The sequence below is a fragment of the Nocardioides sp. genome (genome assembly GCF_025965415.1).
GTDB lineage: Bacteria > Actinomycetota > Actinomycetes > Propionibacteriales > Nocardioidaceae > Nocardioides.
Genome location: NZ_JAOPWY010000195.1, coordinates 1 through 21,827 on the forward strand (window position 1 = coordinate 1; position 21,827 = coordinate 21,827).

Genomic DNA, 21,827 nt, shown 5'->3' on the forward strand with positions numbered 1-21,827 from the left:
GAGTCGGCGATCCGGATCGGTCTGGTCCTCGACTGCGAGATCGCGCCGTGGTCGCGCTTCGCCCGGAAGAACTACTTCTACCCGGACATGCCGAAGAACTTCCAGACGTCGCAGAACGACGAGCCGATCGCCTTCGACGGCTGGATGGACGTCACTGTGCCGACCGCGGACGGCGACGGTGAGACCTACCGCGTCGAGATCGAGCGCGCCCACATGGAGGAGGACACCGGCAAGTCGCTGCACGTCGGCGGCGCCACCGGTCGCATCCACGGGGCCGACCACTCGCTCGTCGACTACAACCGCGCCGGAATCCCCCTGATCGAGATCGTCACCCGTCCGATCATGGGTGCGGGGGCGAAGGCGCCCGACGTCGCCAAGGCGTACGTCGCCCAGCTCCGCGAGCTCATCGTCGCCCTCGGCGTCTCCGAGGCGCGGATGGACCAGGGCAACCTGCGCGCCGACGTCAACCTGTCCCTGGCCCCCAAGGGCACCGGCACGCTCGGCACCCGCACCGAGACCAAGAACGTCAACTCGTTCCGCTCCGTCGAGCGCGCGGTGCGCTACGAGATGCAGCGCCACGGCGCGATCCTGAGCGCCGGTGGCTCGATCCTGCAGGAGACCCGCCACTGGCACGAGGACACGGGGGTCACCACCAGCGGCCGCGAGAAGTCCGACGCCGAGGACTACCGCTACTTCCCCGAGCCGGACCTCGTGCCCGTCGCGCCGAGCCGCGAGTGGGTCGACCAGTTGCGCGGCACGCTGCCGGAGAACCCGACCGTACGCCGCTCGCGCCTGCAGGCCGAGTGGGGCTTCACCGACATGGAGATGCGCGACACCGTCGGCGCGGGTGCGCTCGGGCTGGTCGAGCAGACCATCGCCGAGGGCGCCGCTCCGCAGGCGGCCCGCAAGTGGTGGCTGGGCGAGCTCGCCCGCCGCAGCAACGAGGACGGGGTCGACATCGTCGACCTGCCCATCACGCCCGCGCAGGTCGCCCGCATCCAGGCGCTCGTCGACGACAAGACGGTCAACGACAAGCTGGCCCGCCAGGTGTTCGAGGGCGTGCTGGCCGGTGAGGGCACGCCGGACGAGGTGGTCGAGAAGCGCGGCCTGGCCGTGGTCTCCGACGACAGCGCCCTGGGGGCCGCGGTCGACAGCGCGATCGCCGCCAATCCCGACGTCGCCGACAAGATCCGCGACGGCAAGCACGCCGCCGCTGGCGCGCTCATCGGTGCGGTGATGAAGGAGATGCGGGGACAGGCCGACGCGGGCCGGGTGCGCGAGCTGATCCTGGAGAAGCTCGCCTGATCCCACCCGTCCCTTCCGACACTTGAGCGGTCTAGACAACTTGTTAGGCTGCGAGCGAGTCACATGGGTCACATCACCAACCAACGCTCGCACCACACGGGGGACGGCCTGGCCGTCGAGAACGTCGACGGCATCTGCCTTCCCCGGCGAGTCGGAAGGAAGTCATGCACCGTCTCATTCGCACCACTGGGGTCGTCCTGTCGGCCGCAGCACTCTCGACGGGGGCGCTCGTCGCGCCCTCTGCCTCCGCAGATCCCTCGCCTGCGCTCCGGGCGGCCCAGGCCGCCGGGGGCACCGACAGCACGCCCTCCACGATCGCCGCTGAGTGGATCGCCGGCGAGCTCACCAACGGACTGATCGTCAACAAGGTGGGCGCCGACTTCGGGCTCACCCTCGACACCGGCATGGCCCTGTCCACTGTCGCGGGCCAGGGGCCGGTCGTCACCTCGATCAACACGGCCGTCGAGCCCCGCATCGCCGAGTACGTCGGTGACGGGACCAAGGAGTCGTACGCCGGCCCCCTCGCCAAGGCCGCGGCCTTTGCGCGCACGGCCAAGAAGAACCCGACCAGCTACGGCGGGATCAACCTGATCACCCGTCTCGAGGAGCGCACGGCCAACGTGCCGGCCGACCCGGTCGCCGAGCCGCAGGCCGCGGCCATCGCGGGCCGGATCTTCGACAAGTCCGAGTTCGGCAACTTCGCCAACGTCGTCGGCCAGTCCTACGCCGTGCGCGCGCTGACGCTCGCCAACTCCGCCGAGGCGGGTGCGGCTCGCGACTTCCTGCTCAAGCAGCAGTGCGCCTCGGGCTACTTCCGGCTCGGTTTCGACAAGGCCGACGTGCCGAGCCAGTCGTGCACCGAGGGCGTCGCCGGGAGCGAGGCCGACCCGGACGTGACCTCGCTCGCCGTGATCAACCTGGTCGAGTCCGGCGACACCAGCCCGGCCGTCACGGCCGCACTGGCCAAGGCCGGTGGCTGGCTGGCGGCACGCCAGCGGGGAAGCGGGGCGATCCGCGGTGGCGCCGGCACGGCGCAGATCAACACCAACTCCACGGCCCTGGGCGGCTACGCCATGGGCCTGCTCAGGAACCGCGACGCCGCGCTCAAGGCGGCTCTGTGGGTGCGCAAGAACCAGCCGGTCGACAAGTACAAGTGCCGCACCGCGCTGACCAAGGACACCGGAGCGGTCGCCTACCGCAAGGAGAAGGTGACCGCGGCCAAGACCACCGGCATCCCCGCCGCGGCCCGTGACGAGTGGCGCCGCGCCACGTCGCAGGCGATCCTGGGACTCCAGTTCGCCCCGGCGAGCAAGGACGCGCTGAAGATCGTCTCGGTGCGTCGCGAGGCGCGCGCGGGTGACCGCGTGCAGTTCCGGGTCTTCGGGCTGGCGCCGAGCGAGAGCGCCTGCATGCAGGTCCAGGGTGACTTCGTCCGGGTGAAGGGCAAGAAGTCCGGCGACATGATCGTGCGCAAGCTCATGCTGCCGACCGGCAACCAGCGCCGCGTCGCTCTGGTGAAGACGTCGGACGACGAGGCGCGTACGTCGCTCCTGGTCCGCAACTGACCCACCCGCACCACCTGCACCTCCATGTGCCCCAGCCCCTCGGCCCGGCGTCGCGAGACGCCGGGCCGAGGTGCGTCCGGGGCTCGACGAGGGATAGTGTGCGGAGGCCGCACCCGTCCGGGTCGGCACCACTTACGCCCGAGCTGGGGAAAGCCGGTCCGAAACCGGCGCTGACCCGCAACCGTGGGCACGGGAGTGATCCCGTGCGAGCCGGAACACCCGCCTCGACGCGTCTTGATCACCATTGCTGTCGAGGAATGCAGCGGGGGCCAGCGGCGCATGCCGTCTCCCTCGCTGTCGCAGCGAGGGAGGGAACCATGAAGCTCATCTCAGGGCTGGCAGCCGTCGCGCTCGCCGCCACCGTCCTCGTCCAGCCGGCCACCGCCGCCACGGACGTGCCGGCCCCGGCGCCCGCCCGCGCCGGCACCGGATGGCTGGCCACCCAGCTCACCGACGGCGTCATCCACAACGACACCTACGACTACGACGACCTCGGCATGACGATGGACATCGGCCTCAGCATGGACGAGGTCGGGGGCGACCAGGCGCTGGTGCGCCAGCTGCGTGCCTCGCTCGCGCCGCGGATCGAGGAGTACGCCGCCCCCGCACCGACCGAGCGCTACTCCGGTGCCCTGGCCAAGTCCCTCGTCTTCGCGCAGGTCTCCGGCGCCGACCCCGCGACGTACGGCGGGCTGGACCTCGTCGCCGAGACCGAGGCGCGCGTCATCGCGGCCGGACCGAGCGCGGGCCGCCTCCAGGACCTCTCCGCCTACGGCGACTACGCCAACAGCTTCGGCCAGGCCCTGGCCGTGCGCGGACTGTCCGACGCCGGATCCGCCAAGGCTGCCCCGGTGACCGACTTCCTGCTGCAGCAGCAGTGCTCCTCGGGGTTCTTCCGGATCTTCTTCACGACCGACCCCGACGCCCCCGGCCAGTCCTGCACGGAGGGCGTCGACGGCACCGACACCGACGCCACGGCGTTCGTCATCGGCCAGCTGGCCGCGGTCTCGCCGCGTCCGGCCCGCGTCGACGCTGCCATCGACCGGGCCGTCGCCTGGCTGGTGGCGACCCAGAAGGCGGACGGCTCGTTCGTCGGGAGCGCCTACACACCCGACTCCAACACCAACAGCACCGGTCTGGCCGCCAGCGCGCTGGCCGCCGCCGGTCGGTGCGAGCAGGCGGGCAAGGCCGCCGAGTGGGTCTCCGGCCTCCAGGTCGCTCCGCAGCCGTCGACCTCCCCGCTCGCGGGTGAGGAGGGAGCGCTGGCCTACGACGCCACGGCACTCTCGACCGCCGCGGCCGGCGGCATCTCCGACGGCGCGCGCGACCAGTGGTGGCGAGCGACGCTCCAGGCCGTCGCGGGGCTCACCCACTACCGCGGCTCGACCCAGGGCCTGACCATCACGTCCGCGGGCACCGAGCCCGGCTCCGCCTCCACCCTGAGCGCCACTGGCGCCAAGGTCGGCGAGCGGTTCTGCCTCAGTGGACCTGGCATCAGCGGCAGCCGCACCGTCGTGGTCGGCACCGACGGCACCCTGGAGGCTCGCGTCACGCTCCCGGCCGCCTCCGGCCCGGCGACGTACACCCTGAGCGGCCGTGACGGCACGGCCACCCACACCGTCGCGGTGAAGTCGTCGACGGCGCGCGGCTCGGTCGCCGGTGTCCGCCTGGTCGGTCCCGCCGGCTTCCGGAGGGCCGGCAGCCGGGTCGCCCTCGAGGTGGTCGGCGCCGCTCCCGGCGCGCGCTTCGCTCTCGGTGGTCCGGGTCTCTCCGACGTCACGGTGGTCGCGGGCTCCGACGGCGTGCTGACCCGCACGGTCACCCTCCCGAAGGCCACGACGACGGCGTCCTACGTGCTGTCCGGTGGCGACGGCCAGGTGAGCGACGAGACCCGCGTGCTCGGCGCGACCACGCTCAAGGTCTCGGCGCTGGCCGGCCACGGTCCGCGCACGCGCGTGCTGGTCCGCAGGCTTGCCCCCCGCGAGACGGTGCGCCTCGTCATCGCGGGCGAGACCGTCGCCAGGGGTCGCGCGAACGCCAAGGGCCGCTTCGTTGCTCGCGTCGTGCTGCCCACCGAGAAGGCCAGGGTCCGGATCCGGGCGGTGGGGCAGTTCGCCGCCATCCGCTCGGGCTCGACGACCCACTCGCTGCGATGAAGATCTCCCTGCGTGGCGTGCTCGGCGCGCTCGTCCTGCTGGTGGCCGGCCCGGGGTTCCTCCTCGGGTCGGCCCCGGCGGCCGGCGCGGCCACCTGCACGTCCTCGGGCGGGGTGAGCGTCGTCGTCGACTACCGCGAGCTCGGTGGCGCCACCGTCACCGCGTGCGCGGCCGACGGTGCGGGCAAGAGCGCCGCGGCGATCTTCGACTCGGTCGGCGTCAGCCTGTCCTACGCGACCCGGCAGCCGGGGTTCGTCTGCCGGGTCAACGGCGTCCCCACCAGCGATCCGTGCGTCAACGCATCCCCGTCCAACGCCTACTGGGGCCTGTGGTGGGCCGACGGCTCGAAGGCGTCGTGGACCTACTCGTCGTACGGCGCGGCCTCGCTGACCGTTCCTGCGGGCGGCTCGGTGGGTTGGTCGTGGCAGCAGGACCGGACGGCCGGCACCACCGTGCCGCCGGCCGTCGCGCCGCCGGTCACGGCAGCGTCGACCCCGTCGCCCACGCCGACCTCGTCGCCGACCTCGTCGCCCTCGGCCCCCGCGAGCTCGTCGCCGACCGCGACCCCGTCCGGCTCCGCGAGCTCCTCGCCGTCGGGCTCCTCCAGCCCGTCGCCCTCCTCGAGCCCGACCTCGGGCCCGGCCGGGGGCCCGGGCGGGGGCCCGGGCGGATCACCGTCCTCGGGTTCGTCGCCGCAGGCGACGCCGTCGGGATCGCCGAGCGCCTCCGAGTCGCCACTTGCCCCTGAGTCTCCCGGAGACTCACGTGGCATGGGCGGGTCCGGCAAGCCCTCGCACGACCCGTCGGTTGCCTCTGAGTCTCCTGGAGACTCACACGCAACGAAGGACGCCGAAGCGGCCGAGTCGCCCTCTGAGTCTCCCAGCGACTCAGGCGCAAGTGACGCCGCGGAAGCGGGTTCGCCCGCCCCCGACGAGCCCTCGCGCGTCCCGGCACCCCTCACGTGGAGCATCGTCGGCCTGCTCGCCGCAGCGATCGCGGGGAGCGCCGTCGTGGCGCGTCGCAGACGGGGGGTCTGACGCGTCGTGACCGGATCGGCCCCCCTGCTCAGGGGACTGCCGCGTGACCTGCACCCGATCGCCTGGTGGTCCTGGGCGATCGGGTTGGCCACGGCAGCGTCGCTGACCACCAACCCGCTGCTGCTGCTCTTGGTCATGGGGGCGGCGACGGTGGTGGTCATGGCGCGCCGATCCGGTCATCCCTTCGGTCGATCCTTCCGGCTCTACGTCTGGCTCGCGGCGCTGACCGTCGTGCTGCGGGTCGTGTTCCGGATCGTCTTCGGCGGCCAGGAGATCGGGAGCGTCCTCCTCGACCTCCCCGAGGTCCCGCTGCCCGACTGGGCTGCAGGCGTCCGCCTGCTGGGTCCGGTGACCAGCGAGGCACTCCTCGCCGGGCTCTACGACGGGCTCCGGCTCGCCGCGATTATCATCTGTGTCGGCGCAGCGAACTCGCTGGCCAACCCCAAGCGCCTGCTCGCCTCCGTGCCGCCGGCGCTCTACGAGATCGGCACGGCCCTGGTCGTGTCGGTGACGATCTTCCCGCAGCTCGCCGACAGCGCCCGCAGGGTGCAGGCCGCCCAGGCGCTGCGCGGGGGTACGACGACGGGCGTGGGCCGCCTGCGCCGCTTCCTCGTCCCGGTCCTCGAGGACGCGCTCGAGCGGTCCCTCGCGCTGGCCGCAGGCATGGACACCCGCGGCTACGGCCGCTCCGGCGGTGCCTCCCCGCGGGAGCGGTGGGTCACCGGCTCGCTGCTGCTGCTCGCCCTCACGGGCATCTGCGTGGGGACGTACGCCTGGCTCGACCCGACCGCGCCGCGCGTCCTGGCGCTGCCGATGCTCGGCGCGGGTGTTCTCGTCGCGGTACTCGGCCTGGCCAGCGCGGGGCGCCGCGTGCAGCGCACTCGCTACCGCCCCGACCCGTGGCGGGCCGCCGAGCTCCTCACCGTCGGCGTCGGGGTCGGCGTCGCCGTGCTCGGCTGGTACGTCGCCCACACGCAGGTCGCCGTCGCCTACCCGGGCGTCGACGTCGCGCCGTACCTCTCACCCCTCGCGCTGGCGGTCGGCCTCCTCGGCACCCTGCCCGCGGTCGCGACGCCGGTCCCGTCGACCGCCTTCGCGACGGTGACCCCACCCGTGCGGGAGGTGGCCGCATGATCGAGCTGCGCGACATCAGCTTCCGCTACGACCAGCACGAGGTGCTGCGCCACGTCGACCTCACGCTCGAGGAGGGCGAGCTGGTGCTCGTGTCGGGTCGCACGGGCGTCGGCAAGTCCACGCTGCTCGGCCTCGTGACCGGGCTCGTGCCCCGCTTCACCGGCGGCGTGCTGACCGGCGACGTCCTGCTCGACGGCGCCAGCATCGTCGAGCAGCCCCCGCGTGAGCGCGCCCACCTCGTCGGCTACGTCGGCCAGGACCCGCTCGCCGGCTTCGTCGCCGACACGGTCGAGGAGGAGCTCGCCTACGGCATGGAGCAGCTCGGCACCGCTCCCGAGACGATGCGCCGCCGCGTCGAGGAGACCCTCGACCTGCTCGGCATCGCCGACCTCCGCGCCCGGGACCTGCGCACCCTGTCCGGCGGTCAGCAGCAGCGGGTCGCGATCGGGGCCGTGCTCACCACCCACCCGCGCGTGCTCGTCCTCGACGAGCCCACCTCGGCCCTCGACCCCACGGCCGCCGAGGACGTCCTCGCCACGATCACCCGGCTGGTCCACGACCTCGGCCTGACGGTCCTGCTCGCGGAGCACCGCCTCGAGCGGGTCGTGCCGTTCGCCGACCGGATCTGCCTGGTCACCGGCGACGGCGGGATCCGGGTCGACGAGCCGCGCGCCGTGCTCGCCGACTCTCCCGTGGCACCGCCCCTGGTCGAGCTCGGCCGCCTGGCCGGCTGGGACCCGCTGCCGCTCACCGTCCGCGACGCCCGCCGCCAGGCCCGCTCGCTCCCGGCGCTGACGGCTCCCGCGCCGGTGGCGGTGCCCGCGTCCGCGTCGCTCCTCACCGCCCAGCGCGTCACGGTCGTCCACGGCACGACCGTGGCGGTGCGCGAGGTCGACCTCACGCTGGCCGCCGGCCGCGTCACCGTGCTCATGGGACGCAACGGCTCGGGCAAGTCGAGCCTGATCTGGGCGTTGCAGGGGTCGGGCAGGCGGCGCTCCGGGACGCTCGACGTCGCCGGTGACGACCCGGCCGACCTCACGCCCGCCCAGCGTCGTACGCACGTGGGGCTGGTGCCGCAGACCGCCGCCGACCTGCTCTACCTCGAGACCGTCGCGGCCGAGTGCGCCGCGGCCGACGCCGGTGCCGGTGCTCAGGCGGGGACCTGCCGCGGGTTGCTCGACCGGCTCGCCCCCGGCATCGAGGAGACCATCCACCCGCGCGACCTCTCCGAGGGCCAGCGCCTGGCGCTCGCGCTCTCGATCGTGCTCACTGCCCGGCCACCGGTCGTGCTGCTCGACGAGCCCACCCGCGGCCTGGACTACGCCGGCAAGTCCGAGCTCGCCCGGATCGTGGCCGACCTCGCCTCCGACGGCCATGCGCTGCTGCTCGCGACGCACGACGTCGAGTTCGCCGCCCACGTCGCCGACGAGGTGGTCGTGCTGGCCGAGGGGGAGGTCGTCTCCAGCGGCTCGCCGCAGCGGGTGCTCGCCGAGTCGCCGTCGTTCGCCCCCCAGGTCACCAAGGTCCTCGGCCCGCCGTGGCTGGTCGTCGAGGAAGTGGCCGCAGCCCTCGCGCAGGAGGTCCGGGCATGAGCACCGTCGAGCGCCCGCGCGCGCAGCACGACGTCCGGTCCGGTGTCGCGCTGCCGATCGGCCCGCGCACCGCCGCCGTGCTCGTCCTGGCGTCCATCGCCGGACTGATGATGCTCTGCTGGCCGCTCCTGCTCGCCGCGCAGCCCGGCGAACGCGTAGAGCCGCCGTTCATCTTCCTGGCGCTGCTGCCGCTGGTGATGGTCGTCGTGCTCGCCGAGATGGGGGAGGGCGGCATGGACTCGCGCGTCCTCGCCGTGCTCGGCGTGCTGTCCGCGGTCAACGCGGTGATGCGGGGCTTCGGTGCCGGGACGGCCGGCATCGAGATGGTCTTCTTCCTGCTGGTGCTGGGCGGACGGGTCTTCGGCGCCGGGTTCGGCTTCGTCCTGGGCTGTACGTCGCTCTTCGCCTCGGCGCTGCTCACCGCCGGCGTCGGACCGTGGCTGCCGTTCCAGATGATCTGCTCGGCCTGGGTCGGGATGGGCGCGGGCCTCCTGCCCAGACGGGTCGGCGGACGTGCGGAGATCGCGATGCTCGTCGCCTACTCCGTGGTCGCGTCCTACCTCTACGGCCTGCTGATGAACCTGAGCTTCTGGCCGTTCACGCTCGGCATCGTGGTGCCCGGGCACGAGGGCTCGTTGGCGTACGTCGCCGGCGCCCCCGTGCTGGAGAACGCCCACCGGTTCCTCGTCTACACCCTGCTCACCTCCACCGGCGGGTGGGACACCGGCCGTGCGATCACGACGGGCATCGCCATCCTCGTGCTCGGGCCGGCGATCCTCACGACCCTGCGTCGAGCCGCGCGCCGAGCCGTCGTCAGGGCTGGATGAGGATGATCCGGTCGTCGTCGGGCGTCGGGTCGCCGCGACCGTCCCGGTTGGACGTCGTCATCCACAGCAGCCCGTCGGGCGCCGTCGCCACGGTGCGCAGGCGGCCGTAGTCCTCGGTGAAGTACGCCTTGGGCCGCGATGCCTTGCCGGCAGGGGAGACGTTGATCCGCCACAGCCGCTGCCCGCGGAGGCCGGCCATCCAGAGGTGGTCGTCGGCGTACGCAAGACCGCTCGGCGACGCCTGCTCGACCGGCCAGACGAGCTGTGGGTCGATGAAGTCGTTCCCGCCACCCACGCCCTCGACCACGGGCCAGCCGTAGTTGCCGCCCTTCTCGATCAGGTTGAGCTCGTCCCAGGTGGAGTCGCCGAACTCCGAGGCCCAGAGCCGTCCCTCGTCGTCCCAGGCGAGGCCCTGGACGTTGCGGTGGCCGAGCGACCAGACGGGCGAGCCGGGGTCCGGGTTGCCGGGGGCGGGCTCACCGTCCGCCGTGATCCGCAGGATCTTGCCCGCCAGGCTGTCGGGGTCCTGCGCCAGGGCGGGGTCACCCGTCTCGCCAGTGGTGACGTAGAGGTAGCCGTCCGGTCCGAAGGCAAGACGTCCGCCGTCGTGGATGAACCCGCGCGGGATCCCGTCCAGGACGACGGTCGGCTCGCCCAGCATCGTGCCGTCGAGCTCGGCGCGGAGCACGCGGTTGTCGGTGGCGGTGGTGAGGTAGAAGAACAGCGTCCGGTCGCGGTCGAACGTCGGCGACACGGCGACGCCCAGCAGTCCGGCCTCGCCCTCGGCGACGGCCGAGATCCCGCCGAGCCGGCTGGCGGTGCCGTCCGGGGTGATGCCGAGGACCCGGCCGCTGATCCGCTCGGTGATCACGGCGCTGCCGTCGGGCAGGAAGCCGACGCCCCACGGCACCTCGAGCTGGTCGACGAGCGTGCGCACGGCCCTCGGTGCGCCGCTCGGATCGTCGCCCGTGTCCGTGCCGGACTCACCGTCCGGGCTCGGGGTCGGCTGGCTGGGCAGGTCGGTCGGCTGGGTCGTGCGGGGCAGGGGAGCGGGGGTGTCGTCGGCACACCCGGTCGCGGCGCCCAGAGTGAGGGCCAACGCGATGAGGGCCCACCTCGAGGGGCGCCGTCGAGGTCTCATGTCTGCCCCTTCATGTCTGCCCCTTCATGTTGCCAGTGTGCCCGGCGCCGCCGAATGCTCGCCCGCGGCCGACCCCGACCGCGTGGCCCCGATCGACGCGACGACGACGCAGGCGATGGCCAGCCACTGCAGCGGCGACAGGTGCTCCCCGAGGACCACGATGGCGGCCAGTGCCGCGGCGGCCGGCTCGAGGCTCATCAGGATGCCGAACACCGCGGGGCGCAGGGTCCGCAGCGCGACGAGCTCGCAGCTGTAGGGGATCACCGAGCTCAGCAGTCCGACGAGCGCGCCGATGACGATGATGCGGCCGTCCCAGAGGCTGGTGCCCGCGGCGAGCAGGGCGGGAAGGGTCATGCCCACGGCCGCGATGACGCTGGCGACCGCCAGCCCGTCGAAGCCCGCCCACCGGCGGCCGGTGCTGGCACTGAGCAGGATGTACGCCGCCCAGGCGGCGCCGGCGAGCAGGGCGTACGCCACGCCGAGGAGGTCGAGGTCGGTCCGCTGGAAGCCGAGCAGCGCGACGCCCGCTCCGGCCAGTCCCACCCAGACGACGTCGCGGGGGCGCCGCGACCCGAGCACGGCCAGCGTGAGCGGCCCGATGAACTCGATGGTCACCGCGATGCCGAGCGGGATGCGGGAGAACGACTGGTAGATCGCCCAGTTCATGGTCGCCAGGCTGAGACCGAAGCCCAGCACGACCCACCAGTCCTGGCGGGTCCGGCCCGACAGCCGCGGCCGGGCCATCGCGGCGAGCACGAGGGCACTGGTGACGAGCCGCAGCCACACCATCGCGGTCGGCGAGATCTCACCGAAGAGACCCTTGGCGATGGCGGCACCGAGCTGCACCGAGAGGATGCCGATCAGCACCAGTCCCACGGGGCCGAGCAGGGTGCGGCTCGGTCGTGGGTTCACCCGCGCAGCCTATTCAGGCCGGCGCCCGTCCCCGACCTCGGTCTCACCGAGGCTGGCCAGCGCGCGCTGTGCGTGCCGGGTCTCGGCGGCGAAGTAGTCCAGGCCCCAGTCCGCGACCAGCGAGGGGAACCGGAACGGCTCGCCCGGGCGGTCGGCCCCGCGCAGGCCCTCGCGCACCCGGGTGAGGTCGTCGAGGGCGGCCTCGAGCTCGGCGACGTAGTCGAGGAGCATCTGCCGGGTCTGCTCCGGCTGGGTGGCGTGGCCGATCAGCAGGCGCAGCAGCACGGTGTGCTTGAGCACCGGGAAGCCGGCGGGGGTGCCGTCCATCCACTCCCGCAGGGCCGCCTGCCCGGCCTCGGTGATGGCGTACGACGTGACCTCGCGGCCGCCGTCGCTGCGGGCGTCGGCCGCGAGCAGGCCGAGGTCGGTCAGGCGGCGCAGCTCGCTGTAGATCTGGCTCATGGCGGGCGAGACCCAGTAGAAGCGGAGGGTCATGTCGGCGCGCTGCTTGATCTCGTACCCCGTCAGCTCGTCGCCGAAGGTGAGGAGGCCGAGGATCGCGTAGCCGGTCACGGGGATGTCTTGACTCATCTCCCTCGAAGAGTAGTGTTCCTAATCGGAATAGTCACGGACGTGGCACCACGTCCAGCGGTCCTGGAGGTCCGATGTCGCGCACGCTCCTCATGGTCGGAACCCGCAAGGGCATGTGGCTCGGCACCTCGGACGAGGCGCGGACGTCGTGGGAGTGGAGCGGGCCGCACTTCCCGATGGAGGAGGTCTACTCCGTCATGATCGACACCCGCGGGGCCGCTCCGCGGCTGCTGGCCGGGGCGTCGTCGAGCTGGTTGGGGCCGCAGGTCTGGCGCTCGGACGACCTGGGCGCGTCGTGGGACGAGACGCCCAACGGCGCCGCCCGCTTCCCGGAGGACACCGGCGCCACGCTTGCCCGCGTCTGGCAGCTCCAGCCGGGCCTCTCCGCCGACGGGGGGCCGGACGTGGTGTGGGCCGGCACCGAGCCCGGAGCGGTGTTCCGCTCGAGCGACCGTGGCGAGACCTTCTCCCTGGTGCGCGGCCTGTGGGACCACCCGCACCGCGAGGAGTGGAACGCGGGTTTCGGCGGTCAGGCCTTCCACACGATCCTGCCGCACCCGCAGGACCCCGCACGCGTGCTCGTCGCGCTGTCGACCGGCGGGGTCTACGCCACCTCCGACGGCGGCGACTCCTGGGCGCCGTCCAACACGGGGGTGAAGGCGGAGTTCTTCCCGGGTGAGCGCAACTACCCCGAGTTCGGCCAGTGCGTGCACAAGGTCGCGCGCGACGCCGCGGACCCCGAGCGGCTCTACCTCCAGAACCACGGCGGCGTCTACCGCTCCGACGACGGCGGCTCGTCGTGGCAGGACATCGCGCCGGGCCTGCCGACCGAGTTCGGCTTCGCGATGGTCGCCCACCCGCGCCGTGGTGGCACGGCGTACAACTTCCCGATCACCGGTGCCGAGGCCCGCTGGCCCGTCGACGGCAAGGCCCGGGTCTACCGCACCACCGACGCCGGCGCGTCCTGGGAGCCGTTGGGCGAGGGGATCCTGCCGGACGGCTACTTCACGGCGGTGATGCGCGACGCGATGTGCGTCGACGACCACGACCAGGTCGGCCTCTACTTCGGCGGCCGCAACGGCGGCGTCTGGGCCTCACCAGACGAGGGCCGGTCGTGGCAGGAGATCCACAAGGACCTGCCCGACGTGCTCGTGGTGCGCGCCGCGAAGCTGGACTGAGCCCGTGGCCGACTTCTCGCTCTCGCGCAGCACCCGCATCCAGGCGGACCCTGCGCGTGTCCACGCACTCGTCGACGACTTCCGCGAGTGGACGAAGTGGTCGCCGTGGGAGGGTCTCGACCCCGCGATGCGCCGCGACTACACCGGGCCCGACCACGGCGTCGGATCGACGTACCGCTGGGCCGGCAACAAGAAGGCCGGCGAGGGCGAGATGCGCATCACCGAGTCGACGCCGCGTGCCGTGGTGGTGGACCTCACGTTCCTCAAGCCGTTCAAGGCCACCAACGTCACGACGTTCGCCCTCGCGCCGGTCGGTGAGCCGGCCGGCGGCGCCACCGACGTCACCTGGACGATGACCGGATCCCGCAACGCGATCATGGCCGTGCTGGGCAAGCTGTTCTTCGACAAGGCGATCGGCAGTGACTTCGACAAGGGACTGGCGTCGCTCAAGCGCGAGGCCGAGCGGGCCTGACCCTGAGTCTGCTTCGCGGCTCGTCCCGCGCCCCGTCCCGTCGGCGTACTTGCCCGTGAGTCTGTGAGCGACTCAGGGCCCGGGAGCGCCCCGCGGGTCGGTCGCCGATCCGCTCCTTGCCCATGAGTCTCTGGGGGACTCACGGGCAAGTACGCGCGACAGGGGTGGCACGGCAGTCAGGCCGGGGCGAGTGAGCCTCGCCATCGTGGGCCGGCAATCGTCCACAAGTACGCCGATCCGACGGTTCGCGCACCCGCCTGTGGAGAGGCCGCGCCCAGTGTCGGCGGCCGGCGCTGTGATCGCAGCACGACAGCGATCACACGAGGGGGCCACGACGATGGATCTGGGGAGACGGGACGACCGGGCGAGCTGGACGCAGGAGGAGTGGGACTGGTTCTGCATGGGACCGTTCGACGGGGAGATACCGGGACTCGTACGCCGCGTCCGGCGCATCCTCGACGTGTCGCAGCGCGGCCTGGCCGCTCTGCTCGAGGTGTCGCAGTCGGTCGTCGCGCGCTGGGAGACCGGGCGGACGAGCCCGCGGGCGCGCGTGCTGCAGCGTCTGCTCACCATGGCGGGACTGCGCGTGAGCATCCACTCGGAGGAGACCGACGAGGAGGTCGGGCCGATGCGCAACGACGGCGGCCGGGACCGCGCCGGGAGGCGCTACCCGGCTCACGTCGACCTGAGGGTGGTCGGGTGGTGGTATCCCCGCGGCGCGGGGTCGACGGCCGACTTCTTGCTGTGGCGGCAACGATCGCGAGCGAGGCGGGACCCGTTCGTGAGGTACCGCACCGACCGTCACCAGCGCAGGATCGAGCGCAGGCTCTTCGGCACGCCCGACGACCATCCCTCGATCCGCCAGCTGGCCGCCGAGGCGGAGCACCTCGACGAGCGGCGCGAGCACCGGCGCGAGGAACTGCGTGAGGAGGCGAGGGAGAGGCTCCGCCGTGGGCGGGCCGAGCTGGGGCGGACGGGTTGAGTCCCGGTGAGACGCGGCCACCGGCCGTGGAGGCCGCCCACTAGCCTGACGGCATGAGCCACGCAGCTGACGCACCCGACATGAAGCCCCGGAGCCGCGCCGTCACCGATGGTCTCCAGGCGGCCGCGTCGCGAGGAATGCTCCGCGCGGTCGGCATGGGGGACGACGACTGGCACAAGCCCCAGATCGGCGTCGCGTCCAGCTGGAACGAGATCACGCCCTGCAACCTCAGCCTCGACCGCCTGGCGAAGGCCGTGAAGAACGGCGTGCACGCCGCCGGCGGCTACCCGCTGGAGTTCGGGACGATCTCGGTCTCCGACGGCATCTCCATGGGACACGAGGGCATGCACTTCTCGCTCGTCAGCCGCGAGGTGATCGCCGACTCCGTCGAGACCGTGATGATGGCCGAGCGCCTCGACGGCTCGGTGCTGCTCGCCGGCTGCGACAAGTCCCTGCCCGGGATGCTCATGGCCGCTGCGCGACTCGACCTCGCGAGCGTCTTCCTCTACGCCGGCACCATCATGCCGGGCCAGGTCGACGGCAAGGACGTCACGATCATCGACGCCTTCGAGGCGGTCGGCGCCTGCCTGGCCGGCAAGATCACCCGCGAGAAGGTCGACGAGATCGAGCGCGCGATCTGTCCGGGCGAGGGCGCGTGCGGCGGGGCGTACACCGCGAACACCATGGCCAGCGTCGCGGAGGCCCTCGGGATGAGCCTGCCGGGGAGCTCGTCGCCGCCGGCCGTCGACCGCCGCCGTGACGGCTTCGCGCACAAGTCCGGTGAGGCCGTCGTCGAGATGCTCCGCCAGGGCATCACCGCGCGCCAGATCATGACCAAGCCGGCCTTCGAGAACGCGATCGCGATGGCCATGGCGCTCGGCGGCTCGACCAACGCCGTCCTCCACCTGCTCGCGATCGCTCGCGAGGCCGAGGTCGACCTGACCCTCGACGACTTCACCCGGATCGGCAGGAACGTCCCGCACCTGGCCGACATGAAGCCGTTCGGCCGGTTCGTGTGGACCGACTTCGACCGCGTCGGCGGCATCCCCGTCCTGCTGCGCGCGCTGCTGGACGCCGGCCACCTGCACGGCGACGTGCTCACGTGCACCGGGAAGACGATGGCCGAGAACCTCGCCGACCTCGACCCCAAGCCCCTCGACGGCGAGATCCTGCGCCAGCTCGACCGGCCGATCCACGCCACCGGGGGCCTCACGATCCTCAAGGGCTCGCTCGCCCCCGACGGCGCTGTGGTCAAGAGCGCCGGCTTCGACGACTCGACCTTCACCGGCACCGCCCGCGTCTTCGACGGGGAGCGCAAGGCCCTCGACGCGCTCGCCGAGGGTGCCATCCAGGCCGGCGACGTCGTCGTGATCCGCTACGAGGGTCCCAAGGGCGGGCCGGGCATGCGCGAGATGCTGGCCATCACCGGCGCGATCAAGGGCGCCGGGCTCGGCAAGGACGTCCTCCTGATCACGGACGGCCGCTTCTCCGGAGGTACGACGGGGCTCTGCGTCGGCCACATCGCCCCCGAGGCCAGCGACGGCGGCCCGATCGCCTTCGTGCGTGACGGCGACCAGATCACCCTCGACGTGGCCGGCATGACCCTCGACCTCCACGTCGACGAGGCCGAGCTCGCGAAGCGTGCCGAGGGCTGGGAGCCGCTGCCGCCGAAGTACACGCGAGGCGTGCTCGGCAAGTACCGCAAGGTCGTGCAGTCCGCGGCCCACGGAGCCGTCTGCTACTGACGATCGGGTGGCGGTGCCCGGCCGATAGGTTGAGGCGGTGAGCACCGCAGCAGCCCTCGACGCCGCCGACCCACTCGCGCACCTCCGGGCGCGCTTCGCCGGCGCAGGCTCCGACCTCGTCTACTTCGACGGCAACTCGCTCGGCCGCCCCGTCGCGGCCGCCGCCGACCGGCTCTCGGAGTTCGTCCAGCACCAGTGGGGCGAGCGCCTCATCCGGGGGTGGGACGAGCGCTGGATGGAGCTGCCCACCGACCTCGGCGACGACCTGGCACGCATCTGCCTCGGCGCCGCGCCCGGGCAGACCGCCATCGGTGACTCGACGACCGTCTGGATCTACAAGCTGATGCGCGCCGCGGTCGACCACGCCGTCCGCACCGACCCCGCCCGCACCGAGATCGTCATCGACACCGACAACTTCCCGACCGACCGCTACGTCGCCGAGGGCATCGCCGCCGAGCGTGGCCTGACGCTGCGCTGGATCGAGGTCGACACCTCCGCGGGGGTCACCGCCGACCAGCTCCGCGAGGCGGTCTCCGAGCGCACCGCGCTGGTCGTGCTCTGCCACGTCGCCTACCGCTCGGCGTGGCTCGCGGACGCCCCCGAGCTGACCCGGATCGCCCACGACGCCGGCGCGCTCGTCCTCTGGGACCTGTGCCACTCAGCGGGCTCGGTGCCGATCGCGCTGGACGAGTGGGACGCCGACCTCGCCGTCGGCTGCACCTACAAGTACCTCAACGGCGGCCCGGGCTCGCCGGCCTACGGCTACGTCAGTGCCCGCCTCCAGGGCGACCTCACCCAGCCGATCCAGGGGTGGATGGGCCACGCCGACCCGTTCCTCATGGGCCCCGGCTACGCCCCCGCACCGGGCATCCGCCGCTTCATCTCGGGCACCCCGCCGATCCTCGGGATGGTGGCGATGCAGAGCATGCTCGAGGTGGTCGAGGAGGCCGGCATCGGGGCGATCCGCGCCAAGTCGGTCGCCCTGACGTCGTACGCCGTCGAGCTCGCCGACGCGACCCTGCCCGGGGTCACCCTCGCCTCGCCGCGCGACCCCGCGCAGCGCGGCGGCCACGTCACCCTCCACCACGAGCGGATGCGCGAGGTCACCGCGCGCCTGTGGGAGCGCGACGTGATCCCCGACTACCGCGACCCGGGCGGCCTGCGAATAGGGCTCTCGCCGCTGTCCACGTCCTTCGACGAGGTCGAGCGCGGCATGGCGGCCGTGGCCGAGGCCCTGCGATGAGCGGGCAGCCGACCGGGGCGGAGCCCCGCACCGCAGTGCCCCTGACGAACGAGCACGGCCAGCGCCTCGGCCGCCCCGTCGACTGGGTGCCCGCGACCGCGCCGGACAAGGACACGGTGCTCGAGGGAACCGGCGTACGCCTCGAGCCGATCGGCCCGCAGCACGTCGACGACCTGTACGCCGCGGTGTGCGGTGCGGACGACGAGCAGATCTGGACCTACCTCTTCTGGGAGCGCCCCCGCGACCGCGGTGCGATGGCCGCGATCGTGGACGACGGCACGCAGGACCCCGGCCAGGTGATGTACGCGATCGTCCCCACCGAGACCGGCCGCGCGGCAGGCTTCTGCTCGCTGATGCGCATCGATCCCGCCATGGGCTCGATCGAGGTCGGCGGGATCGCCTTCGGCCGCCGGCTGCAACGCAGCCGAGCCGCCACCGAGGCGATGGCGCTGCTGATGCGACATGCCTTCGACGGCCTCGGCAACCGCCGCTACGAGTGGAAGTGCGACAGCCTCAACGCGCCCTCGCGTCGTGCCGCGATCCGGCTCGGTTTCATCTGGGAGGGCCGCTTCCGCAACGCCGTCGTCTACAAGGGCCGCAACCGCGACACCGACTGGTTCTCGGTCACCGACCTCGAGTGGCCGCGTGTCCGTCGGGCGCTCGACGACTGGCTGGACGACCGCAACTTCGACGCCATGGGGCGCCAGCGCGTCCGCCTGGCCGCCCGACCGCCGGAGACCGCGCAGCCGCAGAACCAGCAGAAGGAGCAGTGACATGGACCAGCGCGTCAGCTTCATCACCCTCGTCGTGACCGACCTCGAGGCCACCCGCCGCTTCTACGTCGACGGCCTGGGCTGGGAGCCCGCGGTCGACGTGGTCGGCGAGGTGCTGATGTTCCGGGTCGCGGAGAAGGTCGTGCTCAGCATGTGGGTCGAGTCGGGCTTCGTGGAGGAGGTCGGCCACGCGCCGGCGCGCGGAGGCATCCTTCCCATCACCCTCTCCCACAACCTCGCCACCGCCCGGGGCGTGGACACCGTCCTCGAGCAGGCCCGGGCCGCCGGCGCCACCCAGATCGGCGAAGGGGTCCAGCGCGAGTGGGGCGGTTACAGCGGCTACTTCGCCGACCCGGACGGGTTCCGCTGGGAAGTCGCCTACAACCCCCAGGAGATCGGGCAGTCTGTACTGCCGTGAGCACCACCCCGAGCAGCACACAGGTCCCCGGCTGGGACGACTACTTCCTCGGCATCGCCAGCGCCGTCTCCGCACGAGCCAAGTGCACGCGCCGCCGCGTGGGTGCGGTGCTCACGATCGAGCACCGGATCATCGCCACCGGCTACAACGGCGCGGCTCCCGGTGAGGACGACTGCCTCATGGGCGCCTGCCCGCGCGGCCGGCTGGGGTACGACGCCGTGCCGGGACTCGGCGACTACGACCGACCGGGAACGCCAGGGTTCTGCATCGCCATCCACGCCGAGGTCAACGCCCTGCTCTTCGCGACCCGCGACACCAAGGGCGCGACCGCCTACATCACCGACCCGCCGTGCCCCGGGTGCCGCAAGGCGCTCGCCGCGGCCGGTGTGGTGCGGGCCGTCTGGCCCGAGGGCGAGCACGACCGCGGGGCCCTCACGACCTGGTAGCCGCTGGTTGAGCAGCGAGGAACGAGCGTGTCGAAACCTCAGTGCGGCCTGACCCAGATCAGCTCGTCGGCCTCCCACTTCTCCAGCGCCACCGGCACCAGTCGCTCCATCACCTCGGAGACCGAACCGTCCTGCAGGTCCCTCGCGTGGGCGGCGCCGTAGTCCTGGCCCACCGCGTTGTTGTGGGCGTCGACGCGGGAGTCCCTGTGAGCCGGCGTGCCGTCCTCCTGGGCGGTGGCGATCGGGCCGGACACCGCGATGCCGAACCTGGCCGTCAGGACGGCCTGCCACATGAAGTGGCGCAGGGCGTTGATCCGGCCGGGAACGCCTCGTCCGTGGGTGGCCGCGGTCCGGAGCGCAGCCTCGGAGATGCCCAGCACCTGGGCGGCGCCGACCGGGCCGATGCCCGTTCGCAGGGCCGCCCCGTAGAGCCGCGGCACCGCCGTGGCGGTGTGGACGGTCCGGCTCACGAGGTCCCCGAGTCCCATGGAGACAGGGTGTCAGACTCGGGGCATGAGCTCACCTGCGCTGCGCTTCCCGCGTCCGCTCCGGCCCGGTGACCGGATCGGCGTCACGTCGCCGTCGGCCGGGGCGTCGGGTGACGCGGCCGCGCGCATCGACTTCTGCGTCGGGTGGCTCCGGTCCCGCGGCTACGAGGTCGAGGTGGGGGAGTGCATGGACGGCACCGGGCTCACCTCGGCGCCCGCCGAGGAACGCGCGGCCGAGCTGACCCGGATGCTGGCCGACCCCGCGATCACCTGCGTCGTCCCGCCCTGGGGCGGGGAGACGGCGATCGACCTCGTCGACCTCGTCGACTGGGACGCGCTCGCCGGTGCCGAGCCCACCTGGCTCGTCGGCTACTCCGACCTGTCGACGATCCTCCTGCCCGTGACCACCCGCCTCGGCTGGGCGACCCTCCACGGCGACAACCTCGCGGACACGCCGTACGCCGTGCCCGACGGGTTGCTGCACTGGCTTGACCTGGCCGGGGGCGAGGGTCCGTTCGTCCAGCGCGACTCCCGGCTGGTGGCCGACTGGGTGCGCTTCGAGACGGATGCGCGCGCCGGGGAGTGGACGCACGCGGGCGAGGGGAGCTGGGAGGTGCTCGGTGGCGGCAGCGTCGACGTGTCGGGCCGCCTGATCGGCGGCTGCGTCGAGACGATCGCCCCGCTCGCCGGCACGGCGTACGGCGACGTGCGCGGGTGGGCCGCGCAGCTGGACGAGCCGACCATCATCTACGTCGAGGCGTGCGAGGAGCACGGGGTGAACATCTGCCGCTACCTCCACGGCCTGCGGCTCGCCGGGTGGTTCGACCGGGCAGCGGCCGTGCTCGTGGGGCGCACGAACGCCCCCGACCACCCGCAGCTGACGCAGCGCGAGGCGGTCGTCGACGCCCTCGGCCGCCTGGACCTGCCGATCGTGCTCGACCTCGAGATCGGCCACGTGCCGCCCCACCTGCCGCTGGTCAACGGCGCGCTCGCCAGAGTGGTCGTCGACGGTGACACGCACGAGATCACCCAGCAGCTGCGCTGACGATGGGGGTGGCCGCTGCCGGCGGGTCGTGGCACTGTCGGGGACATGAGTGATCCGAAGCAGAAGCTCACCGCCACCGAGGTCCGCGAGGCCGGTCTCGACGACTGGCGCCACCTCCTGACCGGCATCCGCGCCCGGTTCCGCACCGGAGACTTCGCCACCGGCCTCGCACTGGTGGACCGGATCGGTGCGGCCGCCGAGGAGGCCGACCACCACCCGGACATCTCGCTCACCTATCCCGAGGTGATCGTGACGCTGTCGAGCCACGACGTCGGCGGCATCACCAGTCGCGACGTCGACCTGGCCCGCGCGATCAGCGGGTTCGCGGCCGAGGCGGGGGCCACGGCCGACGTCTCTGGGCTCACCCAGCTCGAGCCGGGGCTGGACACCTCGGCGCCCGAGGCGTTGGGCGGCTTCTACGCCGCCCTGCTCGGTGGGGACGTCAGCAGCGGCGAGCCGGTCGACCCGAGCGGCCAGGTGCCCGGGCTGTGGTTCCAGCGCTCGGGCGAGGAGGCCTCCTCGCTGCCTCCGCAGGGCCCCGCGCAGCGCTGGCACCTCGACGTCTGGGTGCCGCACGACGAGGGAGAGCGCCGGCTCCAGGCGGTGCTCGACGCCGGTGGGACGCTGGTCAGCGACGCCGAGGCGCCGTCGTTCTGGGTGGTCGCCGACGCCGACGGCAACCGGTCCTGCATCTGCACCCGGCACGGCCGCGGAGGCGACGTGGGCGGGGTGGGAGTCCCCACCGGGCCCTCGCCGGTGCGTCCTGCGTGGCTGGCT

Annotated in this window: 21 protein-coding genes and 1 riboswitch; of the genes, 16 read left to right on the forward strand and 5 right to left on the reverse strand. The window is 72.8% G+C overall.

Going from position 1 to position 21,827, the window contains the following annotated elements; all coding sequences use genetic code 11:
- The 3 genes from gatB to JWN97_RS21065 all read left to right on the forward strand — a co-directional run.
- Positions 1–1,305: Asp-tRNA(Asn)/Glu-tRNA(Gln) amidotransferase subunit GatB (gatB, locus tag JWN97_RS21055; protein WP_297627872.1), on the forward strand; the 1,305-nt coding region annotated here is incomplete at its 5' end.
- 164 nt (positions 1,306–1,469) lie between these two features.
- Positions 1,470–2,870 carry a hypothetical protein gene (locus JWN97_RS21060; RefSeq protein ID WP_297627874.1) on the forward strand — a complete coding sequence of 467 codons (1,401 nt, stop codon included), beginning with the start codon at positions 1,470–1,472 and terminating at the stop codon, positions 2,868–2,870.
- 102 nt (positions 2,871–2,972) lie between these two features.
- A riboswitch (cobalamin riboswitch) is annotated at positions 2,973–3,112 on the forward strand.
- A gap of 75 nt (positions 3,113–3,187) precedes the next feature.
- Complete coding sequence (locus JWN97_RS21065; protein ID WP_297627876.1) at positions 3,188–5,026, forward strand: hypothetical protein; 1,839 nt, start codon at positions 3,188–3,190, stop codon at positions 5,024–5,026.
- 361 nt (positions 5,027–5,387) lie between these two features.
- On the opposite strand, the gene JWN97_RS21070 is transcribed toward JWN97_RS21065, so the two are convergent.
- A complete protein-coding gene (locus tag JWN97_RS21070; RefSeq protein ID WP_297627879.1) occupies positions 5,388–5,798 on the reverse strand; it encodes a hypothetical protein in 411 nt (136 codons plus the stop codon).
- A gap of 271 nt (positions 5,799–6,069) precedes the next feature.
- On the opposite strand from JWN97_RS21070, the gene JWN97_RS21075 reads away from it, so the two are divergent.
- The 3 genes from JWN97_RS21075 to JWN97_RS21085 are packed head-to-tail and all read left to right on the forward strand — an operon-like array spanning position 6,070 to position 9,616.
- Entirely contained in the window at positions 6,070–7,197 is a 1,128-nt protein-coding gene (locus JWN97_RS21075) for an energy-coupling factor transporter transmembrane component T (protein ID WP_297627882.1), read from the forward strand.
- A complete protein-coding gene (locus tag JWN97_RS21080; RefSeq protein ID WP_297627885.1) occupies positions 7,194–8,789 on the forward strand; it encodes an ABC transporter ATP-binding protein in 1,596 nt (531 codons plus the stop codon). The genes JWN97_RS21075 and JWN97_RS21080 overlap by 4 nt, the downstream gene beginning before the upstream one ends.
- A complete protein-coding gene (locus JWN97_RS21085) occupies positions 8,786–9,616 on the forward strand; it encodes an ECF transporter S component (RefSeq protein ID WP_297627888.1) in 831 nt (276 codons plus the stop codon). The genes JWN97_RS21080 and JWN97_RS21085 overlap by 4 nt, the downstream gene beginning before the upstream one ends.
- On the opposite strand, the gene JWN97_RS21090 is transcribed toward JWN97_RS21085, so the two are convergent.
- From JWN97_RS21090 to JWN97_RS21100, 3 genes are read right to left on the reverse strand one after another with little or no spacing between them, the layout of a single operon-like run.
- Entirely contained in the window at positions 9,603–10,757 is a 1,155-nt protein-coding gene (locus JWN97_RS21090) for a PQQ-dependent sugar dehydrogenase (RefSeq protein WP_297627891.1), read from the reverse strand. The two genes, JWN97_RS21085 and JWN97_RS21090, sit on opposite strands and share 14 nt — an antisense overlap.
- 24 nt (positions 10,758–10,781) lie before the next feature.
- Positions 10,782–11,669 (reverse strand): EamA family transporter, encoded by an 888-nt coding sequence (locus tag JWN97_RS21095; RefSeq protein ID WP_297627894.1) that lies wholly within the window; start codon positions 11,667–11,669, stop codon positions 10,782–10,784.
- 9 nt (positions 11,670–11,678) lie between these two features.
- Positions 11,679–12,260 (reverse strand): PadR family transcriptional regulator, encoded by a 582-nt coding sequence (locus JWN97_RS21100; protein ID WP_297627896.1) that lies wholly within the window; start codon positions 12,258–12,260, stop codon positions 11,679–11,681.
- A 74-nt stretch (positions 12,261–12,334) separates the two neighbouring features.
- On the opposite strand from JWN97_RS21100, the gene JWN97_RS21105 reads away from it, so the two are divergent.
- The 8 genes from JWN97_RS21105 (at position 12,335) to JWN97_RS21140 (ending at position 19,517) form a co-directional block, all read left to right on the forward strand.
- Positions 12,335–13,438: an exo-alpha-sialidase gene (locus tag JWN97_RS21105; RefSeq protein WP_297627898.1), complete on the forward strand. Its 1,104-nt coding sequence runs from the start codon at positions 12,335–12,337 to the stop codon at positions 13,436–13,438.
- Between the two features lie 4 nt (positions 13,439–13,442).
- Positions 13,443–13,910, forward strand: coding sequence for an SRPBCC family protein (locus tag JWN97_RS21110; protein WP_297627900.1), 468 nt, complete (start codon positions 13,443–13,445; stop codon positions 13,908–13,910).
- Positions 13,911–14,247: 337 nt separating this feature from the next.
- On the forward strand, positions 14,248–14,892 hold the full coding sequence (locus JWN97_RS21115; protein ID WP_297627902.1) for a helix-turn-helix transcriptional regulator: 645 nt from the start codon (positions 14,248–14,250) through the stop codon (positions 14,890–14,892).
- A 53-nt stretch (positions 14,893–14,945) separates the two neighbouring features.
- The gene (gene ilvD / locus JWN97_RS21120; protein ID WP_297627904.1) at positions 14,946–16,637 is read left to right on the forward strand and encodes a dihydroxy-acid dehydratase; all 1,692 of its coding nucleotides are present in this window, start codon (positions 14,946–14,948) and stop codon (positions 16,635–16,637) included.
- Positions 16,638–16,674: 37 nt separating this feature from the next.
- Positions 16,675–17,880 carry an aminotransferase class V-fold PLP-dependent enzyme gene (locus JWN97_RS21125; RefSeq protein ID WP_297627907.1) on the forward strand — a complete coding sequence of 402 codons (1,206 nt, stop codon included), beginning with the start codon at positions 16,675–16,677 and terminating at the stop codon, positions 17,878–17,880.
- Positions 17,877–18,653, forward strand: coding sequence for a GNAT family protein (locus JWN97_RS21130; RefSeq protein ID WP_297627911.1), 777 nt, complete (start codon positions 17,877–17,879; stop codon positions 18,651–18,653). The genes JWN97_RS21125 and JWN97_RS21130 overlap by 4 nt, the downstream gene beginning before the upstream one ends.
- Position 18,654: 1 nt before the next feature.
- Entirely contained in the window at positions 18,655–19,071 is a 417-nt protein-coding gene (locus JWN97_RS21135; RefSeq protein ID WP_297627914.1) for a VOC family protein, read from the forward strand.
- Positions 19,068–19,517 (forward strand): deaminase, encoded by a 450-nt coding sequence (locus JWN97_RS21140; RefSeq protein ID WP_297627917.1) that lies wholly within the window; start codon positions 19,068–19,070, stop codon positions 19,515–19,517. Before JWN97_RS21135 ends, JWN97_RS21140 begins: the two co-directional genes overlap by 4 nt.
- Before the next feature lie 38 nt (positions 19,518–19,555).
- On the opposite strand, the gene JWN97_RS21145 is transcribed toward JWN97_RS21140, so the two are convergent.
- On the reverse strand, positions 19,556–20,005 hold the full coding sequence (locus tag JWN97_RS21145; RefSeq protein ID WP_297627920.1) for a hypothetical protein: 450 nt from the start codon (positions 20,003–20,005) through the stop codon (positions 19,556–19,558).
- 25 nt (positions 20,006–20,030) lie between these two features.
- On the opposite strand from JWN97_RS21145, the gene JWN97_RS21150 reads away from it, so the two are divergent.
- On the forward strand, positions 20,031–21,050 hold the full coding sequence (locus JWN97_RS21150) for a S66 peptidase family protein (RefSeq protein WP_297627923.1): 1,020 nt from the start codon (positions 20,031–20,033) through the stop codon (positions 21,048–21,050).
- A 45-nt stretch (positions 21,051–21,095) separates the two neighbouring features.
- A partial coding sequence (locus JWN97_RS21155; protein WP_297627926.1) for a 4a-hydroxytetrahydrobiopterin dehydratase occupies positions 21,096–21,827 on the forward strand: 732 nt, incomplete at its 3' end.